We start from the raw sequence: 24,529 nt of genomic DNA, 5'->3' as shown, positions 1-24,529 counted from the left end.
GCGGTCTTCACGGGGTGTGGACGAACGTGTCGAAGACCCGGTGGAAGTCGGGGAACGTCTTCTTCACACAGCCGGGGTCGTCGAAGGTGATGCCGGGCGTGCGCAGGGCGGTGACCGCGAAGGACATGACGATCCGGTGGTCGCCGTGGGTGGCGATCTCGACGGGCCCGGTGGGCGTGCCGGGGTGGATCTCGATCCAGTCGGGGCCGGTCTCGACGGTGATGCCGAGACGGCGCAGGTTCTCGGCGCAGGCGTCGAGGCGGTCGCACTCCTTGACCCGGGTGTTGGCCACGTCCTCGATGCGGACCGGGCCGTCGGCGAAGGGCGCGATCGCGGCGAGGGTCGGCATGGTGTCGGAGATGTCCCGCATGTTGACCGTGAGGCCGCGCAGGGCGCCGGTGGAGCGGACGGTGGTGCCGGTGGCCGTGATCTCGACGTCGGCGCCCATGCGGCGCAGCACGTCGACGAAGCCGAGGTCGCCCTGGAGGGCGCCGGTGCCGAGACCGGGGACGGTGACGGAACGGCCGGGTTCGAGGGCGGCGGCGGCGAAGAAGTAGCTGGCGGTGGAGGCGTCGGGCTCGATGCCGTAGCTCCGGGCGCGGTAGCCGGTGGGGGCGACGCGGTAGGTGCGTCCCTCCTGGCGGATCTCGGCGCCGAAGCTCCGCATCATCGCGAGGGTGATCTCGACGTACGGCTCCGAGACCAGGTCGGTGACGGTGATGTCGAGGCCCTCGGCGGTGAGCGGGCCCAGCATGAGCAGGGCCGTCAGGTACTGGGAGGACTGCCCGGCGTCCAGGGTGAGCGCGCCGCCCTTCACGCCGTGCGCGTGGACGTCGAGCGGGTGGTGTCCGTCCTGACCGCCGTGCCGCAGGTCGACGCCGAGCTCGCGCAGGGCGGTGCTGAGCGGGCCCAGGGGACGCCGCCGCATCTGGGCGGAGGCGTCGAAGCGGTAGGTGCCGTGGCCGGCGGCGGCGAGGGTGGGCAGGAAGCGGGCGGTGGTGGCGCCGTCACGGCAGTAGACGTCGGCGGAGTCCACGCCGGGCCCGGCGGGCCGGCCCTCGATGTGCCAGGCGTCGCTCTCCCGGCTGACGGCGTACCCGAGGGCGGCCAGCCCCCCGGCGAAGCCCTCGGTGTCGTCGGAGACGAGGGGCCGCAGGAGGGAGGTGGTGCCCTCGGCCGCCGCGGCGAGGAAGAGCGCGCGGGCGGTGACGGACTTGGAGCCGGGGATGTGGATGACGGTCACGGGGTCATCCTGCCGTTCCGTCCCGCCGGGTGGACCCGCGTTCCGCATGGCGGAACGCGGGCGGGCCGGTCACGGGACGCGGCGGTGGACGTCCTCGTGCGCCGAGGGGCCGGGGGTGGCGTCCGCGATCCAGGGGCCGTCGTCGCCCGGGTCGACGATGCCCTCCTCCAGCCAGGTGTACCGGCCGGCGAGCACGCCGTCGGCGACCTTCCGGTCGATGTCGTCGGTGTTGGACCAGAGCCGTCCGAACAGCTCCTCGATCCGCAGCCGGGCCTGTCGGCAGAAGGCGTCCGCGAGCTGCCGGGCCTCCCGGCCGTGGTCGCCGGTGGTGCGCAGCAGTTCGGCCCGTACGCACGCGGCGCTCATCGCGAAGAGTTCCGCGCCGATGTCGACGATCCGGCCGAGGAAGGCCTGCTTGAGTTCCATCCGGCCCTGCCAGCGGGACATCGCGTAGAAGGTCGAGCGGGCGAGCTTGCGGGAGGTCCGCTCGACGTATCGGAGATGTGTCGCCAGCTCGCCGAACTCGGCGTACGAGCGCGGCAGTTGCCCCGGCCCCGTCACGAGCCCCGGCAGCCAGCGGGCGTAGAAGCCGCCCGCCCGCGCGCCGGCCTTCGCCTTGTCGGCGAGCGACTTCCCGGGGTCAATGAGGTCGCCGGCGACGGAGAGGTGGGCGTCGACGGCCTCGCGGGCGATCAGCAGGTGCATGATCTCGGTCGAGCCCTCGAAGATCCGGTTGATCCGCAGATCGCGCAGGACCTGCTCGGCGGGGACGGCGCGTTCGCCGCGGGCGGCGAGCGAGTCGGCGGTCTCGTAGCCGCGGCCGCCGCGGATCTGGGCGAGTTCGTCGGCGATGAGCCAGGCCATCTCGGAGCCGTACAGCTTCGCGAGGGCGGCCTCGATCCGGATGTCGTTGCGGTCCTCGTCGGCCATCTGGGAGGCGAGGTCGACGACCGCCTCCAGGGCGAAGGTGGTGGCCGCGATGAAGGAGATCTTGGTGCCGACGGCCTCGTGCCTGCCGACCGGCCCGCCCCACTGCTCCCGGACACCCGCCCACTCGCGGGCGATCCGCAGGCACCACTTCCCGGCGCCCGCGCAGGCGGCGGGCAGGGAGAGCCGGCCGGTGTTGAGGGTGGTGAGGGCGATCTTGAGGCCGGCGCCCTCGGGGCCGATGCGGTTCTCGGCGGGGACCCGGACGCCGTGGAAGCGGGTGACGCCGTTCTCCAGGCCGCGCAGGCCCATGAAGGCGTTGCGGTGCTCGACGGTGATGCCGGGCGAGCCGGCCTCGACGACGAAGGCGGTGATGCCGCCGGGATGCCCGTCCGAGACGGGCACACGGGCCATGACGACGAGCAGGTCGGCGATGACGCCGTTGGTGGTCCAGAGCTTCACGCCGTCGAGGACGTACGTGTCCCCGTCGGGTACGGCCGTGGTGGCCAGCCGCGCCGGGTCGGAGCCGACGTCCGGCTCGGTCAGCAGGAACGCGGAGATGTCCGTACGGGCCAGCCGGGGCAGGAAGGCGTCCTTCTGCTCCCGGGTGCCGAAGAGTTTCAGCGGCTGCGGTACGCCGATCGACTGATGCGCGGAGAGCAGAGCGCCGACCGCGGGGCTCGCGGAGCCGACGAGCGCGAGGGCCCGGTTGTAGTACAGCTGGGTGAGGCCGAGGCCGCCGTACTTCACGTCGATCTTCATCCCGAGCGCGCCGAGTTCCTTGAGTCCGGCGAGCGTCTCGTCGGGGATGCGGGCCTCGCGCTCGATGCGGGCGCCGTCGATCCGGGTCTCGCAGAACGCGCGGAGGGCGGCCAGGAAGGCCTCTCCGCGCCGGGCGTCCTCGTCGGCGGGGAGCGGATGGGGATGGACGAGGTCGAGCCGGAACCGGCCGAGGAAGAGTTCCCTGGCGAAGCTGGGCTTGTGCCAGTCCCGCTCACGTGCGGCCTCGGCGGTCTGCCGGGCCTCGTGCGCGGTGACCTTGGGCCGCTGGGTGGGGGCGGACATGGACACCTCCTCGGTCTCACTGTCCGTCGTACCCGATTTCGGGAGGTACCGACAGGCGGGGGGATCCGGCGGCGGCACGCCCGGACGGCGAAAGGCGGCCCGAACCCCCGCACAGTGGGTTCGGACCGCCTGGTCTCGCGGCGCGCGTACGCGTCCTTACAGGGCGAGGCCCGTCAGGACGAGGACACGCTCGTAGGTGTAGTCGTCCATGGCGTACTTGACGCCCTCACGGCCGACGCCGGAGCGCTTGGCACCGCCGTACGGCATCTGGTCGGCGCGGTACGAGGGGACGTCGCCCACGATCACGCCGCCGACCTCGAGGGCGCGGTGGGCGCGGAAGGCGGCCTGGAGGTCGTGGGTGAAGACACCGGCCTGGAGTCCGAAGTCGGAGTCGTTGACGGCGGCGAAGGCCTCGGCCTCGCCGTCCACCCGGGTGATGGTCAGGACCGGGCCGAAGACCTCGGCGCGGGCCAGCGTGACGTCCGCCGGGAGCTCGGTGAGCACGGTCGGGGCGTAGGTCGCGCCCTCGCGCTTGCCGCCCGCGAGGAGCTTGGCGCCGGCGGCGACGGCCTCGTCCACCCAGGACTCGACGCGCTTCGCGGCGGCCTCGTCGACCAGCGGGCCGACGTCGGTGGCGGAGTCGGACGGATCACCGGTGACCTGGGCCTCGACGGCGGCGACGATCTTCGGCAGCAGGCGGTCGTGGACGGAGGAGTCGACGATCACGCGCTGGACGGAGATGCAGGACTGGCCGCCCTGGTAGTTGGAGAAGGTGGCGATACGGCTCGCCGCCCAGTCCAGGTCCTCCTCGGAGGACCAGTCGGGGAGGACGACGGCCGCGGCGTTTCCGCCGAGCTCCAGGGTGCAGTGCTTGTGGGGCACCGACTGCTGGATGGCGTAGCCGACCGTGTCGGAGCCGGTGAAGGAGATGACCGGGAGGCGCTCGTCCTTGACGAGGGCGGGCATGCGGTCGTTCGGCACGGTCAGGATCGACCAGGAGCCGGCCGGCAGGTCGGTCTCGGCCAGGATCTCGCCCAGGATGAGGGAGGAGATCGGGGTCGACGGGGCCGGCTTGAGGATGATCGGGGCGCCGACGGCGATGGCCGGGGCGACCTTGTGGGCGCTGAGGTTCAGCGGGAAGTTGAACGGCGCGATGCCGAGGACGACACCCTTGGGGATACGGCGGGTCAGCGCGAGGCGGCCCGCGCCACCGGCCTCGGTGTCCAGGCGCTGGGCCTCGCCGGCGTTCCAGCGGCGGGCCTCCTCGGCGGCGAAACGGAAGACGGAGACGGCACGGCCGACCTCGCCGCGGGCCCACTTGATGGGCTTGCCGTTCTCGGCGGAGATCACCAGGGCGATCTCCTCGGTGCGCTCGGCGAGCCGCTTCGACACGTGGTCGAGGGCGGCGGCGCGGACGTGCGCCGGGGTCGCGGCGAACTCGTCGACGACGGCGTGCGCGGCGGCGACGGCCTCCTCGACCTGGGCCTCGGTGGGCACGCTGACCTTGCCGACCAGACGTCCGTCGAAGGAGTTCGTGACGTCGAAGGTGGCCTCGCCGGTGGCCTCGCGGCCGGCGAGCCAGAAGGCGTGGGTGGTCGTCATTGCGTCCCGGCCCTTTCCGTATCGGGGGGTGCGAGCGATTGCTCTCGTGACACGTTAGGGCCGGGGCGGCGGGCGTGGGCTTGTCCCATGTGGAGTGATGGGTCGGGGCCTCTGTCCGAATTGGCCGAAGAGCGGGCGCGGCGCCACGGGACGGGACCGGGCACACCCCGGGGCACGGGTCATCCGCACCGCGTGGATTCGGTCATCCGCGCCCCGGGGCCAGGGTCATCCGCGCCGTTCCGTCGAGACGATGAGACAGACGCCGCCGACGACGATCGCGCCGCCCAGGACGATGGGCCAGGACAGGGCCTCGTTCAGGACGAGGGCGCCGAGGGCGACCGCGACGACCGGGTTCACGTACGCGTACGTCGCGACCAGCGAGAGCGGCGCGGCCTGCAGGAGCCACGCGTACGCGGTGAAGGCGATCAGCGAGCCGAAGACGATCAGGTAGGCGAGCGCCACCCACGAGCGGGCCGATATCGCGGACAGGTCGAGGCCGTGCTGCTCGCCCCGGAACAGTCCGAGGGCGATACCGGCGAGACCGCCCGCGATCATCTCGTACGCACTGGCCGTGAAGGGGTTCGGGGGCATCGGGAGACGCGCGGACGAGAACGAGCCGACCGACCACAGCAGGGTCGCGACCACGACCAGGACGACTCCGCCGACCTTCACCTCACCGCTGACTCCCGGCAGGGTGAGCACGGCGAGCCCCACGAGCCCCAGGAGCACACCGGCGAGCCCGCCGGCACTCGGCCGCTGGCCGGTGGCGGCCTTGAGGATCACGACCCAGGCCGGGACGACGGAGATGAGCAGGGCGGCCAGGCCGGAGGGGATGGAGGTCTCGGCGAGGACGACGAGGGCGTTGCCGCCGAGGATCAGGAGCAGGCCGACGAGCACGGCCGAGCCGAGCTGCCGCCGGTCGACCTTGAGGGCGGCGGGCCCCTGGCGCCAGGCGATGATCCCGGCCAGGAGCAGCCCGGCGGTGGCGAAGCGGACACCGGCGGAGAGGAACGGCGGCATCGTCTCGACGGCGATCCGGATGCCGAGGTACGTGGAGCCCCAGACGACGTAGACGATGCCGAGCGCGGCCCATACGGCGCCGGTGATCCGGCGGGCCGGGACGGTGGCGGCGGCCACGGCGGCGGCCTCGACGGCCACGGGGGTACGGGGGCCGGGCTCGGGAGCGGCTCGGGGTGGCTCGGGGGCCGGGTCGACGGCGGGGCTTGTCATGAGCAGGAGAGTAAGGAGTGAAAGGTGCGATGACCAAGAGAATTGCCCGCGTTCGGGCAGGCGGAGGCCCGTACGCGGGCGCGTGGAGACCGTTTTCGGGGATGACAGGATGTCCGGACCCCCTCGCGGAAGCGGTGCAGGGGGACGACAGACAGGGGGACTCGCATGATCATGTTCGCGTTGACCGGCGTTCTGGTGCTCGCGATCGGAGGGTGCGTCTGCGTGGTGTGGGCCGCGCGGGGCGGGCCCGGCTGGGTACGGGGCGTCGCCGCGGTGACCCTGACGCTCGGAAGCATGGTGCGCAGCAGCAACCGCCGGAGGAGCGTCACCGGCGGGAGCGACGACGGGGGCGGGAACGACTAGGTCCTGACGTCGAAATCCCGTCGTCGCCCGAAGGGCGGCCCCGCGGCGCCAGGTGCGTGCTCTCGGCGTGCCGGGCCCAAGCCCTCCCGCCCGGCTCCGCGTGCTACTCCGCGCCGCCCTCCCCTGTCGCCTTGAGCGCCAGCCACAGCTCCATCCGCACGTCCGGGTCGTCGAGCGAGCGGCCGAGGATTTCCTCCACCCGCCGCATCCGGTAACGCAGGGTGTGCCGGTGGACGCCCAGGTCGGCCGCGGCCGCGTCCCACTGGCCGTGCCGGGAGAGCCAGGCCCGCAGGGAGGCGACGAGGTCGCCGCGGCCCGTCGCGTCGTGGTCACGGAGGGCGCGGAGCATCCCGTCGGCGAACGCGCGGACGGCGTCGTCGGCGAGGAGCGGCAGGACCGAGCCCGCCGCGAGGTCCTCGTGCTCGACGAGCGCCTTGCCACGCCGCCTCGCCACCGAGAGGGCCTGTTCCGCCTGCTTGTACGCGGCGGCGGCCGTGATCGGGCCGGCGGGGGCCGAGAGGCCGATGGTGAGGCCGGCGTCCTCGGCGTCCCGTTCGGCGTACCCCTCGCAGGCGGCGACGACCGCGCCCGCGTCGGCCGCGAGGACGACGAGGCGCTGCTCGCTCTCGGGGACGGTGAGCACCGCCTCACCCGCGCGGGCGGCCGCCGACTCCAGGGCCTCGGCGAGGACGTGGAGCGCCGGTTCACCGGTGGGGTCGCCGCCGGCGGGCTCGGCGACGAGGAGCCGGAAGGGGGCGTCGAGCAGCCCGCCGTACACCTCACCGGCCACCGCGCGCGCGTGGTCCGGCTGGCCCGCGAGCATCATCCTGAGGACCGCGGCACCGAGCCGCTGTTCGGCGGCCTGCAGCGAACGGGAGCGTTCCGTCGTGAGGGTGAGCAGGGCGATCGCGGAGTGCACGGCGTACCGCTCGGCCGTCCCCAGGGGCGCGCCGGTGCCGACGGCGAGGGCGCCGCGCACCCGTCGTCCGGTGCCGAGCGACTGGAGCTCGACGCGGTCGTCCGTACCGCCGACGACGGCGCTGGCGGGCGCGGGCCGGTCGCGCAGCCGCTCGACGTCGGGGGTGAGGCGGGCGGCCCGGCGGGCCGCCCAGTCGGGCGAGACGGCGACGACGGTGCCGGAGGTGTCGTAGAGCGCGGCCCAGCCGTCGACGTGGGCGGCGAGCCGGGCGACGACGGCCTCGGGGCCTTCGGCGAGCGCGGCACGGGTCAGCTCGCGCTGGGCCTCGAAGCCGGCGGTGACGGCGCGGTACTGGTCGGCGGAGATGGCGGCGGACACGGCCTTGCTGATGGCGAGGAAGGGCGTCCGGCGCGGTACTTCGAGGAGGGGCAGGTGCTCGTCGCGGGCGGCGTCGAGGAGGGCGGCCGGGATCTCGTCGTAGTTGACGCCGACGGCGAAGCCGAGCCCGACGACCCCCGCGCCGAGGAGCCGCCGCACGTAGCGGCGCATCGCCTCCAGGTCCTCCGCGTCGAGGGTGAGCGCGGTGGTGAGGAGGAGCTCGCCGCCCTCCATGTACGGAACGGGGTCGGCGAGCTCGCTGACGTGCGCCCAGCGGACGGGGGTGTCCAGCCGGTCCTCCCCCGCGCGGACGACGAGCTTCAGGGAGGAGTGCTGGACGAGCGAGGCGAGGGTGGGCGGCATTGGGGACCGTCGGACCTTTGAGCGAGGGGGCACCGCTCAGCCGAGCGGCGCACCCGATTGTGCCAGGGCGGCGGGACGGCCGCTCAGCCTCGCAGATCGACGAGCATGGGCGGCACCTGCTCGCCGCGCACATGGCTCAACGAGAGGACGGCGTGGCCCGGCGGTACGGCGTGGGCCAGGTCCGAGGCGGACCAGCGCTGCCGCTCCACCTCTCGTACGGTGACGGCCTCGGTGGTCACGGCCTTGCCCGTCACCAGTTTGCGCAGGGCGTGGATGGCCCTGGTCATCGGCTGATCGGCGAAGACGGTGTGATGGGCCACCTCGGTCATCTCCACGCGTTCGGTGCCCCATGCCTCGGCGAAGGCCCTGCCGTCCCAGGTGGGGAGCCCCGAGAAGGCCATCCGACAGCCGACGATCGCGAGGAGCGGACCGTGCAGCGCCTCGGGCACCTCTGCGAGTGTGCGGAGGGCCAGCACGACACCCGCGTTCTGTGTGCGCAGCCGCTGGAGCGCGCGCAGAGTGCCGGGCGTCACCGCGCCCGCCGCGTCGTCGAGCACCAGACACGCGAAGTTGCCGCGTCCCGTGCCTCCCCGGGTGATGTGCTGGAACTGGGCGGTCAAGAGGCGGTTGAGGAGACGCGCCGCCTCCTCGTGACCGCCCTCCGGCAGGCTGATCCGCACCCGGATCGGATGCTGGGCGACCGCCCGCAGCGAGAAAGACCTGGCCTCTTCGCCTCCGCCGAAGAACTCGGCGAACACGGGCCGGTCGAGGGCCGCGAGCCGGTCAGCGAGCACGGGGCCCAGGTCGTTCGCGGTGCCCACTTGGCGGAGTCGGGACTCCAGTTCGCGGCGCATCGCCTGTGCGCCGTCGGCCGGCAGCAGGTCGAGCAGCTCTCGCAGCGTCTCGGGGCGTGCTTCGAGCAGCTCCCGCAGGACCGGCACGGTCGGGAAGCGCCCGTAGGCGGCCCGGTAGGGGCCGATGATCTGGGCGAGCACGGTCGCGGCTCGTCGCGTCTCCATGCCCTCCACGTCACCGACCAGCCCTTCCGCCAGGCATGCGGCGGCCTCGTCCGGGTCCGTCGCGCCGGCGTAGAGGTCCAGGTCGTACCGGGAAGCAGGATCACCGAGCTTGATCACGACGTCGTACGCCGCGTCGGGACCGAGCGGGGTTCCGGCCGAGCCGACGGCGACGACGGCGCAGGCACCGGTGAGGGCCTGGAGGCACAGTGACTCGACCACCGGCACGACCAGGGAACGGGTCTTGCCCGCTCCGGAAGGGCCGACCGCCAGGAGGGAGGTGCCGAGGAGTTCGGGGTGGAGCGCCAGCCCCGCGCGGTGGTACTCGCGTGGGCCGCGCTCGGCAGCCACCCACCTCCCCACCCGGACCTGGCCCTCGAGCAGGTCGTGGGCACCCGAACGGTTCGGCAGGTCCCGGTCACCCGACGGGTGCGCCCCGGCCCCTGCGCCCTGGCGGAGAAGGGCGTCGACGAAGGCGGCCCGGCGTGCGGCATCCCCGTCACCGGCCTTCCAGATACGGCGCACCCGCGCGCAGTCGACATCGTTCATCCGTCCGGCGGCCAGTTCACCGGCGAGGACGTCCGCGGCCCGGTGCTCACCCGCCGCCCGCAGCTCGGGCCATTGCGAGCGGGGAGTCTCGGGTCCGCTCGGAGGGGTGGCGCCGGCTGCGGGGGCGTCCCCGGAACGCCATTGCCGGAAGACGCTCTCCCAGTCACCGATCCGCGCGCACGGCCAGACGACCAGCGCCGCGCTCAGTACGTACACCGCGTAGACGACGAACGGTGACCCGGCGATGTTCCAGCCACCGGTGACCAGGGCGATGAGATACAGGATCGGGTTGACGACCGGTACCGCCGACCAGCCGAGGTGAAGGGCCTCGGGCAGGACGGCTACCAGACCGATGAGGGCCCCCACGCCCGCGAGCGCGGCACGCGTCGGCGGGCGGCGCCGGTCGAGGTAGTAGCGGATGATCTTTCCCCAGGAACCGAGGACAGCGACCAGCCACACGAGGCCGAAGAAGACGACGGCATCGAAGATCGCGTGGACCGCGACGCCTTGCCAGTCCCTCGCGGTGGCGCCCAGACCTGTCCACCAGTCGTTCGGGGTGAAGGTCCGCATCACGAAGGCCGCGTACGGCAGGTTGTCATTGCGGTAGGCCAGCCAGATGAACAGGCCGACCATCAGGGGGACCAGCATCCCGAGCAGGGTGATGGGCTTGAGGCGCGTGACGTCCGCGGGCGGCGGGAGGTAGCGGAGCCGCCAGAGCCCGAGGCCCACCTTCGGGCGCGGAGCGTCCAGCCACTCGGCGGCGGACGAGGCTGGCGGTGCCGCGGCCGGCTCCGGAGCCCGGGACGGCAGGGGCGGGATGCTCGGAGGTGTCGGTCCGGGTCCCGGGCCGACCGTTCGAGCGGGAGGCACCTCGGGGGCAGGCGTTCCCATCGGTGGCGCCGCCGGGCGCGGCACAGCGCCCCCTTTGGTGTCGCGTGACTCGTACGTGCCGTCGGTCTCCATGAACCCCTGCCCCCTGAACAGCCAGGTCGCCGCGTCTGTGCCACCGTCAATCTAGTGGGCCCGGAGCTCCCGGGAGGGGATTCGACCACCCGTACGGCTGATACCCAGGCCCGAGTCACCCGTCTCCCCCGAGCCCCGGCCGCGGCCCACCCCCACCCCCGCCCTGTCCATCCCGGACAACGACACACCCCCCACCACTCCCGATCGGCGCATGCCCCCGCCCCTCCCCCGCGCCTAGCCTGCGGAGGAAACCCGCAAGTGCGTCCAGAACACCCCCAGGAGCCCCGCATGAACGCTGTCCCGCAGGAGCGGCGCATCGTCACCGCCATCCCCGGTCCGAAGTCGCAGGAGCTTCAGGCCCGCCGTCTCGACACGGTCGCCGGTGGCGTGGGCTCCACGCTCCCCGTCTTCACCAAGCGGGCCGGTGGCGGCATCATCGAGGACGTCGACGGCAACCGCCTGATCGACTTCGGCTCCGGCATCGCCGTGACCTCGGTCGGCGCCTCCGCCGAGGCCGTCGTGCGCCGCGCCTCCGCGCAGCTCCAGGACTTCACCCACACCTGTTTCATGGTGACGCCGTACGAGGGCTACGTGGAGGTCTGTGAGGCGCTCGCCGAGCTGACCCCGGGCGACCACGCCAAGAAGTCCGCGCTGTTCAACTCGGGCGCCGAGGCCGTCGAGAACGCGGTCAAGATCGCCCGTTCGTACACCAAGCGCCAGGCCGTCGTCGTCTTCGACCACGGCTACCACGGCCGTACGAACCTCACGATGGCGCTGACCTCGAAGAACATGCCGTACAAGCAGGGCTTCGGTCCGTTCGCGCCCGAGGTCTACCGCGTGCCGGTGGCCTACGGCTACCGCTGGCCCACCGGCCCGGAGAACTGTGGCCCCGAGGCCGCCGCCCAGGCGATCGACAACATCACGAAGCAGATCGGCGCCGACAACGTCGCCGCGATCATCATCGAGCCGGTCCTCGGCGAGGGCGGCTTCATCGAGCCGGCCAAGGGCTTCCTGCCGGCGATCGTGAAGTTCGCCAACGACAACGGCATCGTCTTCGTCGCCGACGAGATCCAGTCCGGCTTCTGCCGTACCGGCCAGTGGTTCGCCTGCGAGGACGAGGGGATCGTCCCGGACCTCATCACCACCGCCAAGGGCATCGCTGGCGGTCTGCCGCTCGCCGCCGTCACCGGCCGCGCCGAGATCATGGACTCCGTCCACGGCGGCGGTCTGGGCGGCACCTACGGCGGCAACCCGGTGGCCTGCGCCGCCGCGCTGGGCTCCATCGAGACGATGAAGGAGCTCGACCTCAACGCCAAGGCGCAGCGCATCGAGGAGGTCATGAAGACCCGCCTCACCGCCATGCAGGAGAAGTTCCCGGCCATCGGTGACATCCGCGGCCGCGGCGCCATGATCGCCATCGAGCTGGTCAAGGACCGCGACACCAAGGAGCCCTACGCGGAGGCCGCCGCCGCGCTGGCGAAGGCCTGCCACGCCGAGGGCGTGCTGGTCCTGACCTGTGGCACCTACGGCAACGTGCTGCGCTTCCTGCCGCCGCTGGTCATGGGCGAGGACCTGCTGAACGAGGGCCTCGACGTCATCGAGAACGCGTTCGCCCAGATCTGACGGTCGGAGCCGACAGCGGATCCGACGGCAGGTCCGCCCGGACAGTCGTTCGGGGACCGGGACCAGGGACCGGGGCCAGGGACCGGGGCCAGGGCCCGGGACCTCGTCCCGGGTCGGACCCGCGTTCGGATCCGGCCCCGGATCTGACACTCCGTGTGAAGACTGTGTGGGGGGCCGATGGCGGGACGCGTTTCCCGCTGTCGGTCCCCTCTTCTCTGACGTACGGTTTCTGCAGATGAGAGAAACACCCCGGGCGGAGCCTCCCCAGCCCCGCCCACACCGTGCCGTCGCGCACACCCCTGGAGCCTCGTGCTCCGGAACTCCTCACCGATCGGACGGCCGCCCGCCCCACACCCCCCGGGGCGAGCGGCGATCCGATCCTCTCGGCCGCTCTGGAACCACCCCCCCTGTTCCAGGGCGGCCGGCTCTCTTCTCGGCGCTCGTCGCCCTCGTCGTCGTGACCTGGCAGGTGCTCGTCCACGGCCCCTTGGCCAGGCTCGACGAGCGGGTGTCCCGGGCCCTGGTGGACACGGTCCCCCGGCCTCTGAGCGAACTCGCCTCCGACCTCGGTGGCATGACCGTCGCCCTCCCCGTCCTCGCCTGCGCGATGGCGTACGCGGTGTGGCGCGGCCGCCGGCTCGCCGCCCTGTACGCGGGGCTCGCGATGGCCGCCGTCCCCCTGTTCGTGATCCCGCTCAAGGAGTGGACGGCCCGCCCCGGCCCGCTGGAGCCCTGGGCGCACGGCTACTACCCCTCGGGCCATACGGCCACGGCCGCCGTCGCCTACTTCGGCGCGGCCTTCCTGGTCTCGAACCGGTTGGTCCCCGTCGCCGCCGTGCTGACGGCGGCGACGGGGACCGGGCTGGTGCTGCGGGGCTTCCACTGGCCGCTGGACGTGCTGGCCAGTCTCTTCCTCTCGGTGCTGATCCTGGGGGTCAGCTCCAGTTGTACGCGTCGAAGTTGTTCGAGAACTGCCACTGGTTGAAGCGGTCCCAGTTGATCGACCAGGTCATCAGGCCGCGCAGGGCCGGCCAGGTGCCGTGGGTCTGGTAGGTGCCGCAGTTGGTCTTCTTCGTGAGGCAGTCCAGGGCCTTGTTCACCTCGGCCGGGGACGTGTGGCCGTTGCCCGCCTGGGTGGAGGCCGGGAGGCCGATCGCGACCTGCTCGGGGCGGAGGGCGGGGAAGACGCGGTCGGTGTTGCCCGCGACGGGGAAGCCGGTGAGCAGCATGTCGGTCATCGCGATGTGGAAGTCCGCGCCGCCCATCGAGTGGTACTGGTTGTCGAGGCCCATGATGGAGCCCGAGTTGTAGTCCTGGACGTGCAGCAGGGTGAGGTCGTCGCGCAGGGCGTGGATGACCGGCAGGTAGGCGCCGGCGCGCGGGTCCTGGCCGCCCCAGGGGCCGGAGCCGTAGTACTGGTAGCCGAGCTGGACGAAGAAGGTCTCCGGGGCCATGGTCAGCACGAAGTTCTGGCCGTACTTGGCCTTGAGGGTCTTGACCGCCTGGATCAGGTTGACGATGACCGGGCTGGTCGGGTTCCGGAAGTCGGTGTCGCCGGTCTGGAGGGACAGCGAGTGGCCCTCGAAGTCGATGTCGAGGCCGTCGAGGCCGTACTCGTCGATGATCTTCGAGACGGAGGAGACGAACGTGTCGCGGGCGGCGGTGGTGGCGAGCTGCACCTGGCCGTTCTGGCCGCCGATCGAGATCAGGACCTTCTTGCCCGCGGCCTGCTTGGCCTTGATGGCCGCCTTGAAGTCGGCGGCCGACTCGACGTTCGGGCACTCGGTCGCCGGGCACAGGCTGAAGCGGATGTCGCCCGAGGTCACCGAGGTCGGCTCGCCGAAGGCGAGGTTGATGACGTCCCAGGAGGCGGGGACGTCGGCCATCCGGGTGTAGCCGGAGCCGTTGGCGAAGCTGGCGTGGAGGTAGCCGACGAGGGCGTGCGCGGGCAGGCCGGGGTTGCCCGGGTTGCCGCCGCTGGTCGTCGTCGCGCTCACGGTGGCCGACTTCGGGGACTCGCCCGCGCTGTTCACCGCGCTGACCTGGAAGGTGTAGGCGGTGGAGGCGGTGAGTCCGGTGACGGTGGCCGAGGTGCCGCTGACCGTCTGGACCTTGGTGGTCCCCCGGTAGACGTTGTACGAGGTGGCGCCCGGGACCGCGGACCAGGTCAGCGGCACGGTGGTGGAGGTCGGGGAGCCCGCCGCGAGGCCGGCGGGGGCTGCCGGGAGCTGCACCGGGTCGCCGCCGGGGCCGATGAGGGAGAGGTCGTCGGCCTGGTAGGCGGGGGTGCCGTACCAGCCGTGGGTGTAGATCGTGACCGAGGTCGTCGAGGCGCCCGTCGTGAACGTGGTGGCGAGTCGCTGCCAGTCGGGCGCGGAGCCCGTCCAGGTGGAGACGTCGGTGGTGCCCGTACCGGAGGCGCCGAGGTAGACGTAGCTGCCGCGCACCCAGCCGCTGAGCGCGTAGGCGGAGTTGGGCTTCACGGTGACGGTCTGGGAGCAGCGGGCGTTGTCGCTGCCGGCGGGGGTCGCCTGGAGCGCCTTCGTACCGCTGTGGGTAGGGGTGGAGACGACGGCGCCGCTGCCGGCGGTGCAGGTCCAGCCGTCGAGGCCGGCCTCGAAGCCGCCGTTGCGGGCGAGTTCGGCGTCGGCGGCCTGGGCGGCGGGCCCGAGCGCCGCGAGCCCTCCGGCGGCTAGGACGCCCGCGAGGAGCAGGGTGAGAGGTCTGGCGCGGTCCACAACTGCCTCCGGGGGTGGGGGAATCGGGGTGGGAGCGCGCCACAGCATGGTCCAGACCAATCAAGTGGTCAAGACCTCTGTCCCCGACGTCCGCACGGCGGACGATCCGGTCCGCCCACCGTACGGACCACGCCGCCTACGCCTCTCCGTCCGCCCGGCCGATCTGCCCCGCCGCCTCGTGCATCGCCAGCTCCAGGAGCGAGGCGTCGGTGAGGGTGCCGGCGCCGTCCGGCGCCACCAGCCAGCGGACCCCGCCGGTCACCCGGCCCGGGTACGGGACCACGATCCAGGTCCCGGCGCCCGCGCCGCGCACCCCGGTGCCGAGCCAGCGGGTCGCGGTGCCCGGCGGGACGAAGAAGCCCATCCGGGCGTCGCCGAAGTCGGCGAGGACCGGCCCCGGGCGGCCCATCAGGCGGGCCAGGATGTCGAGGGTGGGGTAGCCGAGCTCCGCGGGCAGGATCAGCACGTCCCAGCGCCTGCCGGCGGGCAGCAGCGCGACCCCGTGCGGGTTGCGCTCCCACTCCCACCGGCAGGCGTCGGGATCGGGCGCGACCGAGACCAGCCACTCCACCGCGCTCTTGGCGCCCGAGGCCCCCGTACCAGTCATCGCAACGGTCTCCTTCCGTGTGGACACGGTGTCCGTACGGAGAGAGCGATTCGGGCGCCCGCTCTTACGCGGTTTCAGCTACCCATCGGTTGTGATGTGGGTCACACGGAAGGCTCGTGAGGGCTCAGCTGTCGAAGCCGAGACCCATCCGGTCCATCGTCTTGAGCCACAGGTTCCGGCGGCCGCCGTTCTCGTCCGCGCGCGCCATCGCCCACTTGGTGATGCCGATGCCGGCCCAGGCGATCGGCTCGGGCGGGAACGGCAGCGGCTTGCGGCGGACCATCTCCAGCTCGGTGCGCTCGGTCCGCTCCCCCGCCAGCAGGTCGAGCATCACGTCGCCGCCGAAGCGGGTGGCGCCGACGCCGAGGCCGGTGAACCCGGCCGCGTACGCCACCTTCCCCTGGTACGCCGTACCGAAGAAGGCCGAGAAGCGGGAGCAGGTGTCGATCGCGCCGCCCCAGGCGTGACTGAAGCGGAGCCCCTCCAGCTGCGGGAAGCAGCGGAAGAAGTGCTCGGCGAGCTTGAGGTACGTCTCCGGGCGGTGGTCCATCTCGGCGCTGACCTTGCCGCCGAAGGGGTAGATCGCGTCGTATCCGCCCCAGAGGATGCGGTGGTCGGCGGTGATCCGGAAGTAGTGGAACTGGTTGGCGGAGTCGCCGAGCCCCTGCCGGTTCTTCCAGCCGATCGAGGCGAGCTGCTCGGGGCTGAGCGGCTCGGTCGTCAGGGCGTAGTCGTAGACCGGGACGGTGTACGCGCGCACGCGCTTGACCAGCGACGGGAAGACGTTGGTGCCGAGCGCGACCCGGCGGGCGAGGACCTTGCCGTACGGGGTGCGGACGCCCATGCCGGCGCCGGCGGGGACCAGGTCGAGGCCCGGGGTGTTCTCGAAGACGCGGACACCCAGGTCGAGGCAGGCCCGCTTGAGGCCCCAGGCCAGCTTGGCGGGGTTCAGCATGGCGACGCCGCGGCGGTCCCAGAGGCCGCCGAGGAAGGTCGGCGAGTCGACCTCGGCCCGGACGGCGTCCCGGTCGAGGAGTTCGAGGCCGTCGGCGAGGCCGAGCCGGTCGATCTCCTCGTACATCTCGTGGAGTTCGTCGAGCTGGTACGGCTCGGTGGCGACGTCGATCTCGCCGGTGCGCTCGAAGTCGCAGTCCAGGGAGTAGCGGGCGACCGCCTCCTCGATGCCGTCGAGGTTGCGCTCGCCGAGCTCCTCCAGCTTCGGCAGCTCGCCCGGCCAGCGGGCGAGCCCGTTGCCGAAGCCGTGGGTGAGGGAGGCGGCGCAGAAGCCTCCGTTGCGGCCCGAGGCGGCCCAGCCCACCTCGCGGCCTTCGATCAGTACGACATCCCGGGCGGGGTCGCGCTCCTTGGCGAGGAGCGCGGTCCACAGTCCGCTGTAGCCGCCGCCGACGACGAGAAGATCGCACTTCTCGGTGCCGGTGAGGGCGGGCAGGGCGCCGGGCTTGCCGGGGTCTTCCAGCCAGAAGGGGACGGGCTGGGCGTCGGAGAGAGATTGTGCAGCGAGACGCATGGCGACTGGGGCCATGGTTTCCAACTCCTTCGGTGCCTGAGCTGCGTTCTGCTCAGGCTGTTGCTGTTTTCTTGCGCCGTTTCGTAATGATTTGCCCGGCCATGACCACCAGTACCGCGAGAACGAACATCGCGGTGCCGATGACGTTGATCTGAACGGGGGTTCCTCGCTGAGCCGAGCCCCAGACGAACATGGGGAAGGTGACGGTGGAGCCCGCGTTGAAGTTGGTGATGATGAAGTCGTCGAACGAGAGCGCGAAGGCGAGCAGGGCGCCGGCGGCGATGCCGGGTGCCGCGATCGGCAGGGTCACGCGCAGGAAGGTCTGCGTGGGCCCGGCGTAGAGATCGCGCGCGGCCTCCTCCAGGCGCGGGTCCATGGACATGACCCGGGCCTTCACCGCCGTCACGACGAACGACAGACAGAACATGATGTGGGCGATCAGGACCGTCCAGAAGCCGAGCTCGATGCCCATGTTGAGGAAGAGGGTGAGCAGCGAGGCGGCCATGACGACCTCGGGCATCGCCATCGGCAGGAAGATCAGCGAGTTGATCGCACCGCGGGCCCGGAAGCGGTAGCGGACGAGCGCGAAGGCGATCATCGTGCCGAGGACGACCGCGCCGACCGTCGCCCAGGCGGCGAGCTGGAGCGAGAGGGAGAGCGACTCGCACATGTCGGCGACGCCGCAGGGGTCCTTCCAGGCGTCGAGGGAGAACTCCTGCCAGGAGTAGTTGAAGCGTCCCTTCGGCTTGTTGAAGGAGAACGCCATCACGACGAGGTTCGGCAGGATCATGTACGCGAGGGTCAGCAGGCCCGCGATGACGACAAGGTTGCGACGGATCCAACGCATCAGACCAGATCCTCCGTTCCCGCTCGGCGGATGTAGACGGTGACCATGATCAGCACGATCGCCATGAGGATGAAGGAGAGCGCGGCCGCCGTCGGGTAGTCGAGGACCCGCAGGAACTGTGACTGGATGACGTTGCCGACCATCTTGGTGTCGGTCGAGCCGAGCAGTTCGGCGTTGACGTAGTCGCCGCTCGCGGGGATGAAGGTGAGCAGGGTGCCGGAGACGACGCCGGGCATCGACAGCGGGAAGGTCACCTTGCGGAAGGTGGTCGCCGGGGAGGCGTACAGGTCCTGCGCGGCCTCGTGCAGCCGGCCGTCGATCCGCTCCAGGGAGGTGTAGAGGGGCAGGATCATGAAGGGCAGGAAGTTGTAGGTGAGACCGCAGACGACCGCCATCGGGGTGGCGAGGACGCGGTCGCCCTCGGTCCAGCCGATCCAGCTGGTCACGTCGAGGACGTGCAGCGTGTTCAGCGCGTCGACGACGAGGCTGTCGTCGGCGAGGATCGTCTTCCAGGCCAGCGTCCGGATGAGGAAGCTGGTGAAGAAGGGCGCGATGACGAGGACGAGCAGCAGATTGCGCCAGCGGCCGGCCTTGAACGCGATGAGGTACGCGAGCGGGTAGCCGAGCAGCAGACAGAGCACGGTCGCGGTCCCGGCGTAGAGCAGGGAGCGGACGAACTGCGGCCAGTACTCGTGGAAGGCGTTCCAGTAGGTCTGGAAGTGCCAGGTGACCTTGAAGCCCGCTTCGAGCGAGCCGGTCTGGACCGAGGTCGAGGCCTGGTAGACCAGCGGCAGCGCGAAGAAGACGAGCAGCCAGATGATGCCGGGGAGCAGCAGCCAGTAGGGGACGAGCCGCTTGCGGGTGGAGGGCTTGCGCAGAACCGGTTCCTCGACCGGTGCCGCCTCCTCCTTCTGGAGCGTGGACGTGGTCATCCGGCGTCCTCCACCGTCTCCACGCCCGCGTCGATGTCCTGGGCCGCGTCGAGCCCGAAGGTGTGCGCCGGGTTCCAGTGCAGGACGACCTCGGCCCCGGGCAGGAGTCCCGCGCGCCTGTCGACGTTCTGCTCGTACACCTGGAGCTCCGCACCCGCCGGGCTGTTCACCACGTACTGGGTGGAGACGCCGATGAAGGAGGAGTCGGCGATGCGACCGGTGACCCGGTTGCGGCCGTCGGCTATGGAGTCCGCGTCGTCCTTGTGGGTGAGGGAGATCTTCTCGGGGCGGACGCCCACGAGCACCTTGCCGCCCTGGCGGACGGCGGAGGTACAGCGGTCGCCGGGGACGCGGAGCGTGCCGCCGCCGGCCGTGACGAGCACGTCGGCGCCGGTCTCGACGACCTCGGCCTCGATCAGGTTCGAGGTGCCGAGGAAGTTCGCGACGAAGGTGGTCTGCGGGTTCTCGTACAGGTCGGCGGGGGCGCCGAGCTGCTCGACGCGGCCGCCGTTCATCACCGCGACCTGGTCGGCCATGGTCATGGCCTCCTCCTGGTCGTGGGTGACGTGCACGAAGGTGATGCCGACCTCGGTCTGGATGCGCTTGAGCTCCAGCTGCATCTGGCGGCGCAGCTTGAGGTCGAGGGCGCCGAGCGGCTCGTCGAGGAGCAGCACCTGCGGGTGGTTGATGAGCGCGCGGGCCACGGCGACGCGCTGCTGCTGGCCGCCGGAGAGCTGGTGCGGCTTGTGCCGGGCCTTGTCGCCGAGCTGGACGAGCTCCAGCATGTCGTCGACCTGCTTCTTCACCGACTTGATGCCGCGGCGGCGCAGGCCGAAGGCGATGTTCTCGGTGATGTCCATGTGCGGGAAGAGCGCGTAGGACTGGAAGACGGTGTTGACCGGCCGCTTGTACGGCGGGAGGTCGGTGACGTCCTTGTCGCCGAGGAAGACGGTGCCGGTGCTGGGGTCCTCCAGGCCGGCGATCATGCGCAGCGTGGTGGTCTTGCCGCAGCCCGAGGCGCCGAGGAGGGCGAAGAAGGAGCCCTCCGGGACGGTCAGGTCGAGCGGGTGGACGGCGGTGAAGGAGCCGTAGGACTTGCTGATCCCGGTGAGACGGACGTCGCCGCCGCCCGTGTTCTTTCCAGTGTGCGCAGTCTTGTCAGTCATGGGTTGTGGTCCCAGGGGAGTGAGAGAGGTGGACGACGGGGCCTCAGGCGCCGATGAGCTTGGCGAACTTCTCCTCGTACGCCGTCTCCTCCGCGCTGGTGAGCGAGCGGAAGGCGTGCGACTTCTTGGCCATGGCCTTGTCCGGGAGGATCAGCGTGTTGTTCGCGAGTTCGGGGTCGATCTTGGCGAGCTCGTCCTTCACCCCGTCGACGGGGCACACGTAGTTGATGTACGCGGCGAGCTGGGCGGCGACGGGAAGCTCGTAGTAGTAGTCGATGAACTTCTCGGCGTTGGTCTTGTGCCGGGCCTGGGCGGGGACGAGCAGGTTGTCGCTGGAGGTGATGTAACCGGCGGACGGGATGGAGAACTTGATGTCCGGGTTGTCCGCCTGGAGCTGGATGATGTCGCCGGCCCAGGCGAGGCAGGCGGCGATGTCGCCCTTGTCCAGGTCGGAGGTGTAGTCGTTGCCGGTGAAGCGGCGGATCTGCTTCTTGTCGACGCCCTTCTGGAGGCGCCCGATCGCCGCGTCGTAGTCGGCGTCGGTGAAGCGGCCCGGGTCCTTGCCGAGGTCGAGCAGCGTCATGCCGACGGAGTCCCGCATCTCGGTGAGGAAGCCGACCCGGCCCTTGAGCGAGGGGTCGTCGAGGAGCTGGGTGACCGAGTCGACCTTCTTGCCGCCCGTCGCCTTGGCGTTGTACGCGATGACCGTGGAGATGCCGGTCCACGGGTACGAGTAGGCGCGGCCCGGGTCCCAGTCGGGGCTGCGGAACTGGGCGGAGAGGTTCGCGTAGGCATGGGGGAGGTTCGAGGAGTCGAGCCTCTGGACCCAGCCGAGCCGGATCATCCGCGCGGCGAGCCAGTCGGTGACGCAGATCAGGTCGCGGCCGGTGTCCTGGCCGGCCGCGAGCTGCGGCTTGATCTTGCCGAAGAACTCGACGTTGTCGTTGATGTCCTCGGTGTACTTGACCTTGATCCCGGTGCGCTTCGCGAACGCCTCCAGGGTCGGACGGGACTTCTCGTCCTCACTGACGTCCATGTACTCGGTCCAGTTGGAGAAGGCGAGGGTCTTCTCCTTGGCCGACACGTCCGTGGAGGCGGGCCCCTGGCCCTCCCGCTTGGCCGGCGGGATGCCGCAGGCGCTCAGCGACGCGAGGCCTCCCACGGTGAGCGCGCCGACACCGCCCGCGCGCAGCATCGAACGACGGGTGAGGGCGCCCCGGCCGCTCGTCAGGCTGCGACGTATCGCGGCCGTCTGCGCGGCGGAGAGGCTGTCGGGCTCGTACTGCTCCATGCGCTGTGCCCTTTCGGGATGGTTGCGCCGCTGGTCGGGCGGCGGAGGCCACGCGGTGGTAGCCGCGGATCGGTTACGGACGGTCCCCGAAGATCGTGCGGTGCCAGTCCTTCGCCGCCACCGCCGTGTTGTCGAACATCACGTGCTTGACCTGCGTGTACTCCTCGAAGGAGTACGCCGACATGTCCTTCCCGTAGCCCGATGCCTTGGTGCCGCCGTGGGGCATCTCGCTGATGATCGGGATGTGGTCGTTGACCCAGACGCAGCCGGCCTTGATCTCCCGGGTGGCGCGGTTGGCCCGGTAGACGTCCCGGCTCCAGGCCGAGGCGGCCAGTCCGTACGGGGTGTCGTTGGCGAGCCGGATGCCCTCGTCGTCGCTGTCGAAGGGCAGGGCCACCAGGACCGGGCCGAAGATCTCCGACTGCACGACCTCGCTGTCCTGCGCGGCGCCGGTGATCAGGGTCGGACGATAGTACGCACCGTCCTTGAGGTCTCCGCCAGGGGCTTCGCCGCCGGTGACGACGGTGGCGTAGCCGCGGGCGCGCTCCACGAAGGCGGCGACGCTGTCGCGGTGGCGGTGACTGACCAGCGGACCGAGGTCGGTGGCCGGGTCGAAGGGGTCACCGACCCGGACGGTCTCCATCAGTTCGGCGACGCGGGCGACGAACGCGTCGAAGAGCGGACGCTGGACGTACGCGCGCGTGGCGGCGGTGCAGTCCTGGCCGCTGTTGATGAGGGAGGCGGCGACGGCGCCGTGGGCGGCGGCCTCCAGGTCGGCGTCGTCGAAGACCACGAAGGGGGCCTTGCCGCCGAGTTCGAGGTGGAGGCGCTTCACGGTGGCGGTGGCGATCTCGGCGACCCGCTTGCCCACCGGGGTGGATCCGGTGAAGGAGGTCATGACGACGTCGGGGTGGCCGACGAGGTGTTCGCCGACGGTCTTCCCGGCGCCGTTGACGATGTTGACCACACCGTCGGGGATGCCTGCCTCCTTCGCCGCCTGCGCGAACATCAGGGAGGTCAGCGGGGTGAGCTCGGCCGGCTTGAGGACGATCGTGTTGCCGGCGGCGATGGCCGGGAGGATCTTCCAGGCGGCCATCTGGAGCGGGTAGTTCCAGGGGGCGATGGAGCCGACGACACCGAGGGGTTCGCGGCGGATGTACGAGGTGTGGTCGCCGCTGTACTCGGCGGCGGACTGGCCCTGGAGGTGGCGGGCGGCCCCCGCGAAGAAGGCGGTGTTGTCGACGGTGCCGGGCACGTCGAACTCGGTGGTGAGCTTGAGCGGCTTGCCGCACTGGAGGGACTCGACCCTCGCGAAGTCCTCGGCCCACTCGGCGAGGACGCCGGCGAAGCGGTGGAGCGCGTCGGAGCGCTCGCCCGGGGTGGCGCCGGCCCAGCCGGGGAAGGCGGCCTTGGCGGCGGAGACGGCCTCGTCGACGTCGGCGGTGGAGGCGAGCGTGTAGGTGTACACGCTCTCCCCGGTCGCCGGATCGATCACGCTGTGTTCCTGACCGGAGGTTCCGGCACGGAGCCGCCCGCCGATGTACTGTGCGCCGTCCGCGAAGCGGTCCGTCACCTGGAAGCGGTTGCCCATGACGCTCTCCGTTGTTCCAGCTCGAATTGAGTGCCGATCCTGACAGAGGGACGATGGCCCAACAAGGGATTCCGTTGTTGCCTTTTGGTTACGCGACGGAATCGGTCGACCATGTGTCGAGACGGCCGGAATATCTCCGTACTAAGTGTCCGTGGCGGATGCCACACTCGCGTGCATGAGCGCGCTGGAGTCTCTGACAGAGCAGGTCAACAGGGGTGACCGGGTGAGGTGGCTGCACTTCTGGGGTCACCGTCCGCATCCGGACGGTCGCCTTTCGGCGAGCTGTCTCAGCCAATGGTGGCCCTCCCCCTTCGTGGTCGACGGCGTGCCGTACGCGACCGCCGAGCACTGGATGATGGCGGGCAAGGCCCGGCTCTTCCAGGACGCCGAGGCGGAGCGGGCCGCGCTGGCCGCCCGTACCCCGGCCGAGGCCAAGAAGGCGGGCCGGCTCGTCCGGGGCTTCGACGAGACGGTGTGGGCGCGGGAGCGACTCGGGATCGTCGTCGAGGGCAGCGTCCACAAGTTCTCCTCGGACGAGTCCCTGCGCGCCTATCTCCTCTCCACCGGCAGCCGGGTCCTGGTGGAGGCGAGCCCCGTGGACCGCGTCTGGGGCATCGGCCTGGCGGCCGACGACCCCCGCGCCCACGATCCGGCGAAGTGGCGCGGCGACAACCTCCTGGGCTTCGCCCTGATGGAGGCACGGGAGCGACTGCGCCAGGGCGCCTGAGAAGCGCCGGGGGACGCCGGAGGGCCCCGCACCTCCACGAGGTGCGGGGCCCTCCGGCATCGGGATCGCCCGGTACGACCCGGGGATCGCCCGGAGTGACCGCGAGGTCGCTCAGCGACCGCCGCTCTCGACCACCAGGCTCGACGCGAACGGGTCGTCGTCGTAGCCGGAGTCTTCGAAGGACGACGAGTCCTGGCTGACCGCCCAGAGCACGAAGCCCAGGAAGACGGCGCTGACCAGGGTGCCGATGGCGCCGAGCACGATGCCGGCGATGGCCATGCCCCGGTTGGTCGCCTCGCCCCGGCCGCACTTCTTGATGCCGATGATGCCGAAGATCAGCGCCAGGATGCCGAGGATCGTGCCCAGGCCGTACAGGCAGAAGCCCGCCACCGCGATGATGCCGAGCACCATCGAGGCCGTCCCCATGCCGTTGGACGGGGGCTGCTGCCAGCCGGCCTGGCCGGGGTAGCCGCCGGGCGCGGAGTAGCCGGGATAGCCGTACCCGGAACTCGCCGGGGCGGGCTGCGGGGTCACCGCCGACGGGTACCCGTACCCGCCGGACGTGTCCGCCGCCGGGTAGCCGTACGCCCCGGGCGTGGCCGCGGGCCCGCCGGGTGCGACCGGTGGCGGCGGCACGTCCTGAGGGCCGGGCTGCGCCAGCGGCACGGACGTGACGGTCTGCTGGTCGTGCACCGGCGACGGCGACGGAGTCGTCGGCTTGCTCAGTTCCACCCCGTCGCGGTTCGGCGGAGCCCACGGGTCCGTCGGGTCGTACCCGCCCCGCGACTGGTCTTGGTTGTCAGACATGGGCCTCCCCCATCATGGTCCCGCCATGCTACGGCCTCACCCGTGAGCGGTAAC

Annotated in this window: 19 protein-coding genes; 4 read left to right on the top strand and 15 right to left on the bottom strand. The window is 71.5% G+C overall.

The features are described 5' to 3' along the window. Positions 1-7: 7 nt before the first annotated feature. The 4 genes from aroA to OG392_RS26500 form a co-directional block, all read right to left on the bottom strand. On the bottom strand, positions 8-1,243 hold the full coding sequence (gene aroA / locus OG392_RS26515; RefSeq protein WP_329283600.1) for a 3-phosphoshikimate 1-carboxyvinyltransferase: 1,236 nt from the start codon (positions 1,241-1,243) through the stop codon (positions 8-10). Positions 1,244-1,312: 69 nt separating this feature from the next. Further along, positions 1,313-3,235: an acyl-CoA dehydrogenase family protein gene (locus OG392_RS26510; protein ID WP_329283598.1), complete on the bottom strand. Its 1,923-nt coding sequence runs from the start codon at positions 3,233-3,235 to the stop codon at positions 1,313-1,315. Between the two features lie 156 nt (positions 3,236-3,391). Then, positions 3,392-4,837 carry an aldehyde dehydrogenase family protein gene (locus OG392_RS26505; protein ID WP_329283596.1) on the bottom strand — a complete coding sequence of 482 codons (1,446 nt, stop codon included), beginning with the start codon at positions 4,835-4,837 and terminating at the stop codon, positions 3,392-3,394. 225 nt (positions 4,838-5,062) lie between these two features. After that, positions 5,063-6,067: an EamA family transporter gene (locus OG392_RS26500; RefSeq protein ID WP_329283594.1), complete on the bottom strand. Its 1,005-nt coding sequence runs from the start codon at positions 6,065-6,067 to the stop codon at positions 5,063-5,065. A gap of 165 nt (positions 6,068-6,232) precedes the next feature. Here OG392_RS26500 and OG392_RS26495 point away from each other — a divergent pair, with 165 nt between their 5' ends. Then, positions 6,233-6,430: a hypothetical protein gene (locus OG392_RS26495; RefSeq protein ID WP_329283592.1), complete on the top strand. Its 198-nt coding sequence runs from the start codon at positions 6,233-6,235 to the stop codon at positions 6,428-6,430. Between the two features lie 103 nt (positions 6,431-6,533). Here OG392_RS26495 and OG392_RS26490 read toward each other — a convergent pair whose 3' ends face one another. Both OG392_RS26490 and OG392_RS26485 read right to left on the bottom strand, forming a co-directional pair. Further along, on the bottom strand, positions 6,534-8,090 hold the full coding sequence (locus OG392_RS26490; protein WP_329283590.1) for a PucR family transcriptional regulator: 1,557 nt from the start codon (positions 8,088-8,090) through the stop codon (positions 6,534-6,536). An 83-nt stretch (positions 8,091-8,173) separates the two neighbouring features. After that, positions 8,174-10,384: an ATP/GTP-binding protein gene (locus OG392_RS26485; protein ID WP_443054885.1), complete on the bottom strand. Its 2,211-nt coding sequence runs from the start codon at positions 10,382-10,384 to the stop codon at positions 8,174-8,176. 522 nt (positions 10,385-10,906) lie between these two features. Between OG392_RS26485 and gabT the strand changes: the two genes are divergently transcribed. Both gabT and OG392_RS26475 read left to right on the top strand, forming a co-directional pair. Further along, entirely contained in the window at positions 10,907-12,241 is a 1,335-nt protein-coding gene (gabT, locus tag OG392_RS26480; RefSeq protein WP_329283586.1) for a 4-aminobutyrate--2-oxoglutarate transaminase, read from the top strand. 235 nt (positions 12,242-12,476) lie between these two features. Beyond that, entirely contained in the window at positions 12,477-13,226 is a 750-nt protein-coding gene (locus tag OG392_RS26475) for a phosphatase PAP2 family protein (protein ID WP_329283585.1), read from the top strand. Here OG392_RS26475 and OG392_RS26470 read toward each other — a convergent pair. From OG392_RS26470 to OG392_RS26435, 8 genes are all read right to left on the bottom strand, one after another. Beyond that, on the bottom strand, positions 13,177-14,979 hold the full coding sequence (locus tag OG392_RS26470) for a chitinase (protein WP_329283583.1): 1,803 nt from the start codon (positions 14,977-14,979) through the stop codon (positions 13,177-13,179). The genes OG392_RS26475 and OG392_RS26470 overlap by 50 nt on opposite strands. A gap of 136 nt (positions 14,980-15,115) precedes the next feature. Further along, entirely contained in the window at positions 15,116-15,586 is a 471-nt protein-coding gene (locus tag OG392_RS26465) for a hypothetical protein (protein WP_329283581.1), read from the bottom strand. Between the two features lie 124 nt (positions 15,587-15,710). After that, a complete protein-coding gene (locus OG392_RS26460) occupies positions 15,711-17,129 on the bottom strand; it encodes an NAD(P)/FAD-dependent oxidoreductase (protein WP_329283578.1) in 1,419 nt (472 codons plus the stop codon). 37 nt (positions 17,130-17,166) lie between these two features. Beyond that, positions 17,167-17,961 carry an ABC transporter permease gene (locus OG392_RS26455; RefSeq protein WP_329283576.1) on the bottom strand — a complete coding sequence of 265 codons (795 nt, stop codon included), beginning with the start codon at positions 17,959-17,961 and terminating at the stop codon, positions 17,167-17,169. Further along, a complete protein-coding gene (locus tag OG392_RS26450; RefSeq protein ID WP_329283573.1) occupies positions 17,961-18,893 on the bottom strand; it encodes an ABC transporter permease in 933 nt (310 codons plus the stop codon). Before OG392_RS26450 ends, OG392_RS26455 begins: the two co-directional genes overlap by 1 nt. Next, on the bottom strand, positions 18,890-20,059 hold the full coding sequence (locus OG392_RS26445; protein ID WP_329283571.1) for an ABC transporter ATP-binding protein: 1,170 nt from the start codon (positions 20,057-20,059) through the stop codon (positions 18,890-18,892). The genes OG392_RS26450 and OG392_RS26445 overlap by 4 nt, the downstream gene beginning before the upstream one ends. 43 nt (positions 20,060-20,102) lie before the next feature. After that, positions 20,103-21,350 carry a polyamine ABC transporter substrate-binding protein gene (locus OG392_RS26440; RefSeq protein WP_329283569.1) on the bottom strand — a complete coding sequence of 416 codons (1,248 nt, stop codon included), beginning with the start codon at positions 21,348-21,350 and terminating at the stop codon, positions 20,103-20,105. Positions 21,351-21,423: 73 nt separating this feature from the next. After that, positions 21,424-22,941, bottom strand: a complete 1,518-nt coding sequence (locus tag OG392_RS26435) for a gamma-aminobutyraldehyde dehydrogenase (RefSeq protein ID WP_329283567.1) — start codon at positions 22,939-22,941, stop codon at positions 21,424-21,426. A gap of 175 nt (positions 22,942-23,116) precedes the next feature. On the opposite strand from OG392_RS26435, the gene OG392_RS26430 reads away from it, so the two are divergent. After that, positions 23,117-23,668, top strand: a complete 552-nt coding sequence (locus OG392_RS26430; RefSeq protein ID WP_329283566.1) for an NADAR family protein — start codon at positions 23,117-23,119, stop codon at positions 23,666-23,668. A 111-nt stretch (positions 23,669-23,779) separates the two neighbouring features. Here OG392_RS26430 and OG392_RS26425 read toward each other — a convergent pair whose 3' ends face one another. Continuing rightward, a complete protein-coding gene (locus OG392_RS26425) occupies positions 23,780-24,475 on the bottom strand; it encodes a DUF4190 domain-containing protein (RefSeq protein ID WP_329283564.1) in 696 nt (231 codons plus the stop codon). Positions 24,476-24,529: the final 54 nt, after the last annotated feature.

The sequence above is a fragment of the Streptomyces sp. NBC_00691 genome (assembly GCF_036226665.1).
In the GTDB taxonomy this organism is placed as follows: Bacteria; Actinomycetota; Actinomycetes; order Streptomycetales; family Streptomycetaceae; genus Streptomyces.
Note: the sequence above shows the minus strand (reverse complement) of the source record. Positions and strands in the feature narration are given on the sequence as shown.

Excerpts from the sequence above, each read along its gene's own strand:
- OG392_RS26510 (WP_329283598.1), bottom strand. The coding sequence starts at position 3,235 with ATGTCCGCCCCCACCCAGCGGCCCAAGGTCACCGCGCACGAGGCCCGG.
- OG392_RS26505 (WP_329283596.1), bottom strand. The coding sequence starts at position 4,837 with ATGACGACCACCCACGCCTTCTGGCTCGCCGGCCGCGAGGCCACCGGC.
- OG392_RS26500 (WP_329283594.1), bottom strand. The coding sequence starts at position 6,067 with ATGACAAGCCCCGCCGTCGACCCGGCCCCCGAGCCACCCCGAGCCGCT.
- OG392_RS26495 (WP_329283592.1), top strand. The coding sequence starts at position 6,233 with ATGATCATGTTCGCGTTGACCGGCGTTCTGGTGCTCGCGATCGGAGGG.
- OG392_RS26490 (WP_329283590.1), bottom strand. The coding sequence starts at position 8,090 with ATGCCGCCCACCCTCGCCTCGCTCGTCCAGCACTCCTCCCTGAAGCTC.
- gabT (WP_329283586.1), top strand. The coding sequence starts at position 10,907 with ATGAACGCTGTCCCGCAGGAGCGGCGCATCGTCACCGCCATCCCCGGT.
- OG392_RS26475 (WP_329283585.1), top strand. The coding sequence starts at position 12,477 with ATGAGAGAAACACCCCGGGCGGAGCCTCCCCAGCCCCGCCCACACCGT.
- OG392_RS26465 (WP_329283581.1), bottom strand. The coding sequence starts at position 15,586 with ATGACTGGTACGGGGGCCTCGGGCGCCAAGAGCGCGGTGGAGTGGCTG.
- OG392_RS26460 (WP_329283578.1), bottom strand. The coding sequence starts at position 17,129 with ATGGCCCCAGTCGCCATGCGTCTCGCTGCACAATCTCTCTCCGACGCC.
- OG392_RS26455 (WP_329283576.1), bottom strand. The coding sequence starts at position 17,961 with ATGCGTTGGATCCGTCGCAACCTTGTCGTCATCGCGGGCCTGCTGACC.
- OG392_RS26450 (WP_329283573.1), bottom strand. The coding sequence starts at position 18,893 with ATGACCACGTCCACGCTCCAGAAGGAGGAGGCGGCACCGGTCGAGGAA.
- OG392_RS26445 (WP_329283571.1), bottom strand. The coding sequence starts at position 20,059 with ATGACTGACAAGACTGCGCACACTGGAAAGAACACGGGCGGCGGCGAC.
- OG392_RS26440 (WP_329283569.1), bottom strand. The coding sequence starts at position 21,350 with ATGGAGCAGTACGAGCCCGACAGCCTCTCCGCCGCGCAGACGGCCGCG.
- OG392_RS26435 (WP_329283567.1), bottom strand. The coding sequence starts at position 22,941 with ATGGGCAACCGCTTCCAGGTGACGGACCGCTTCGCGGACGGCGCACAG.
- OG392_RS26430 (WP_329283566.1), top strand. The coding sequence starts at position 23,117 with ATGAGCGCGCTGGAGTCTCTGACAGAGCAGGTCAACAGGGGTGACCGG.
- OG392_RS26425 (WP_329283564.1), bottom strand. The coding sequence starts at position 24,475 with ATGTCTGACAACCAAGACCAGTCGCGGGGCGGGTACGACCCGACGGAC.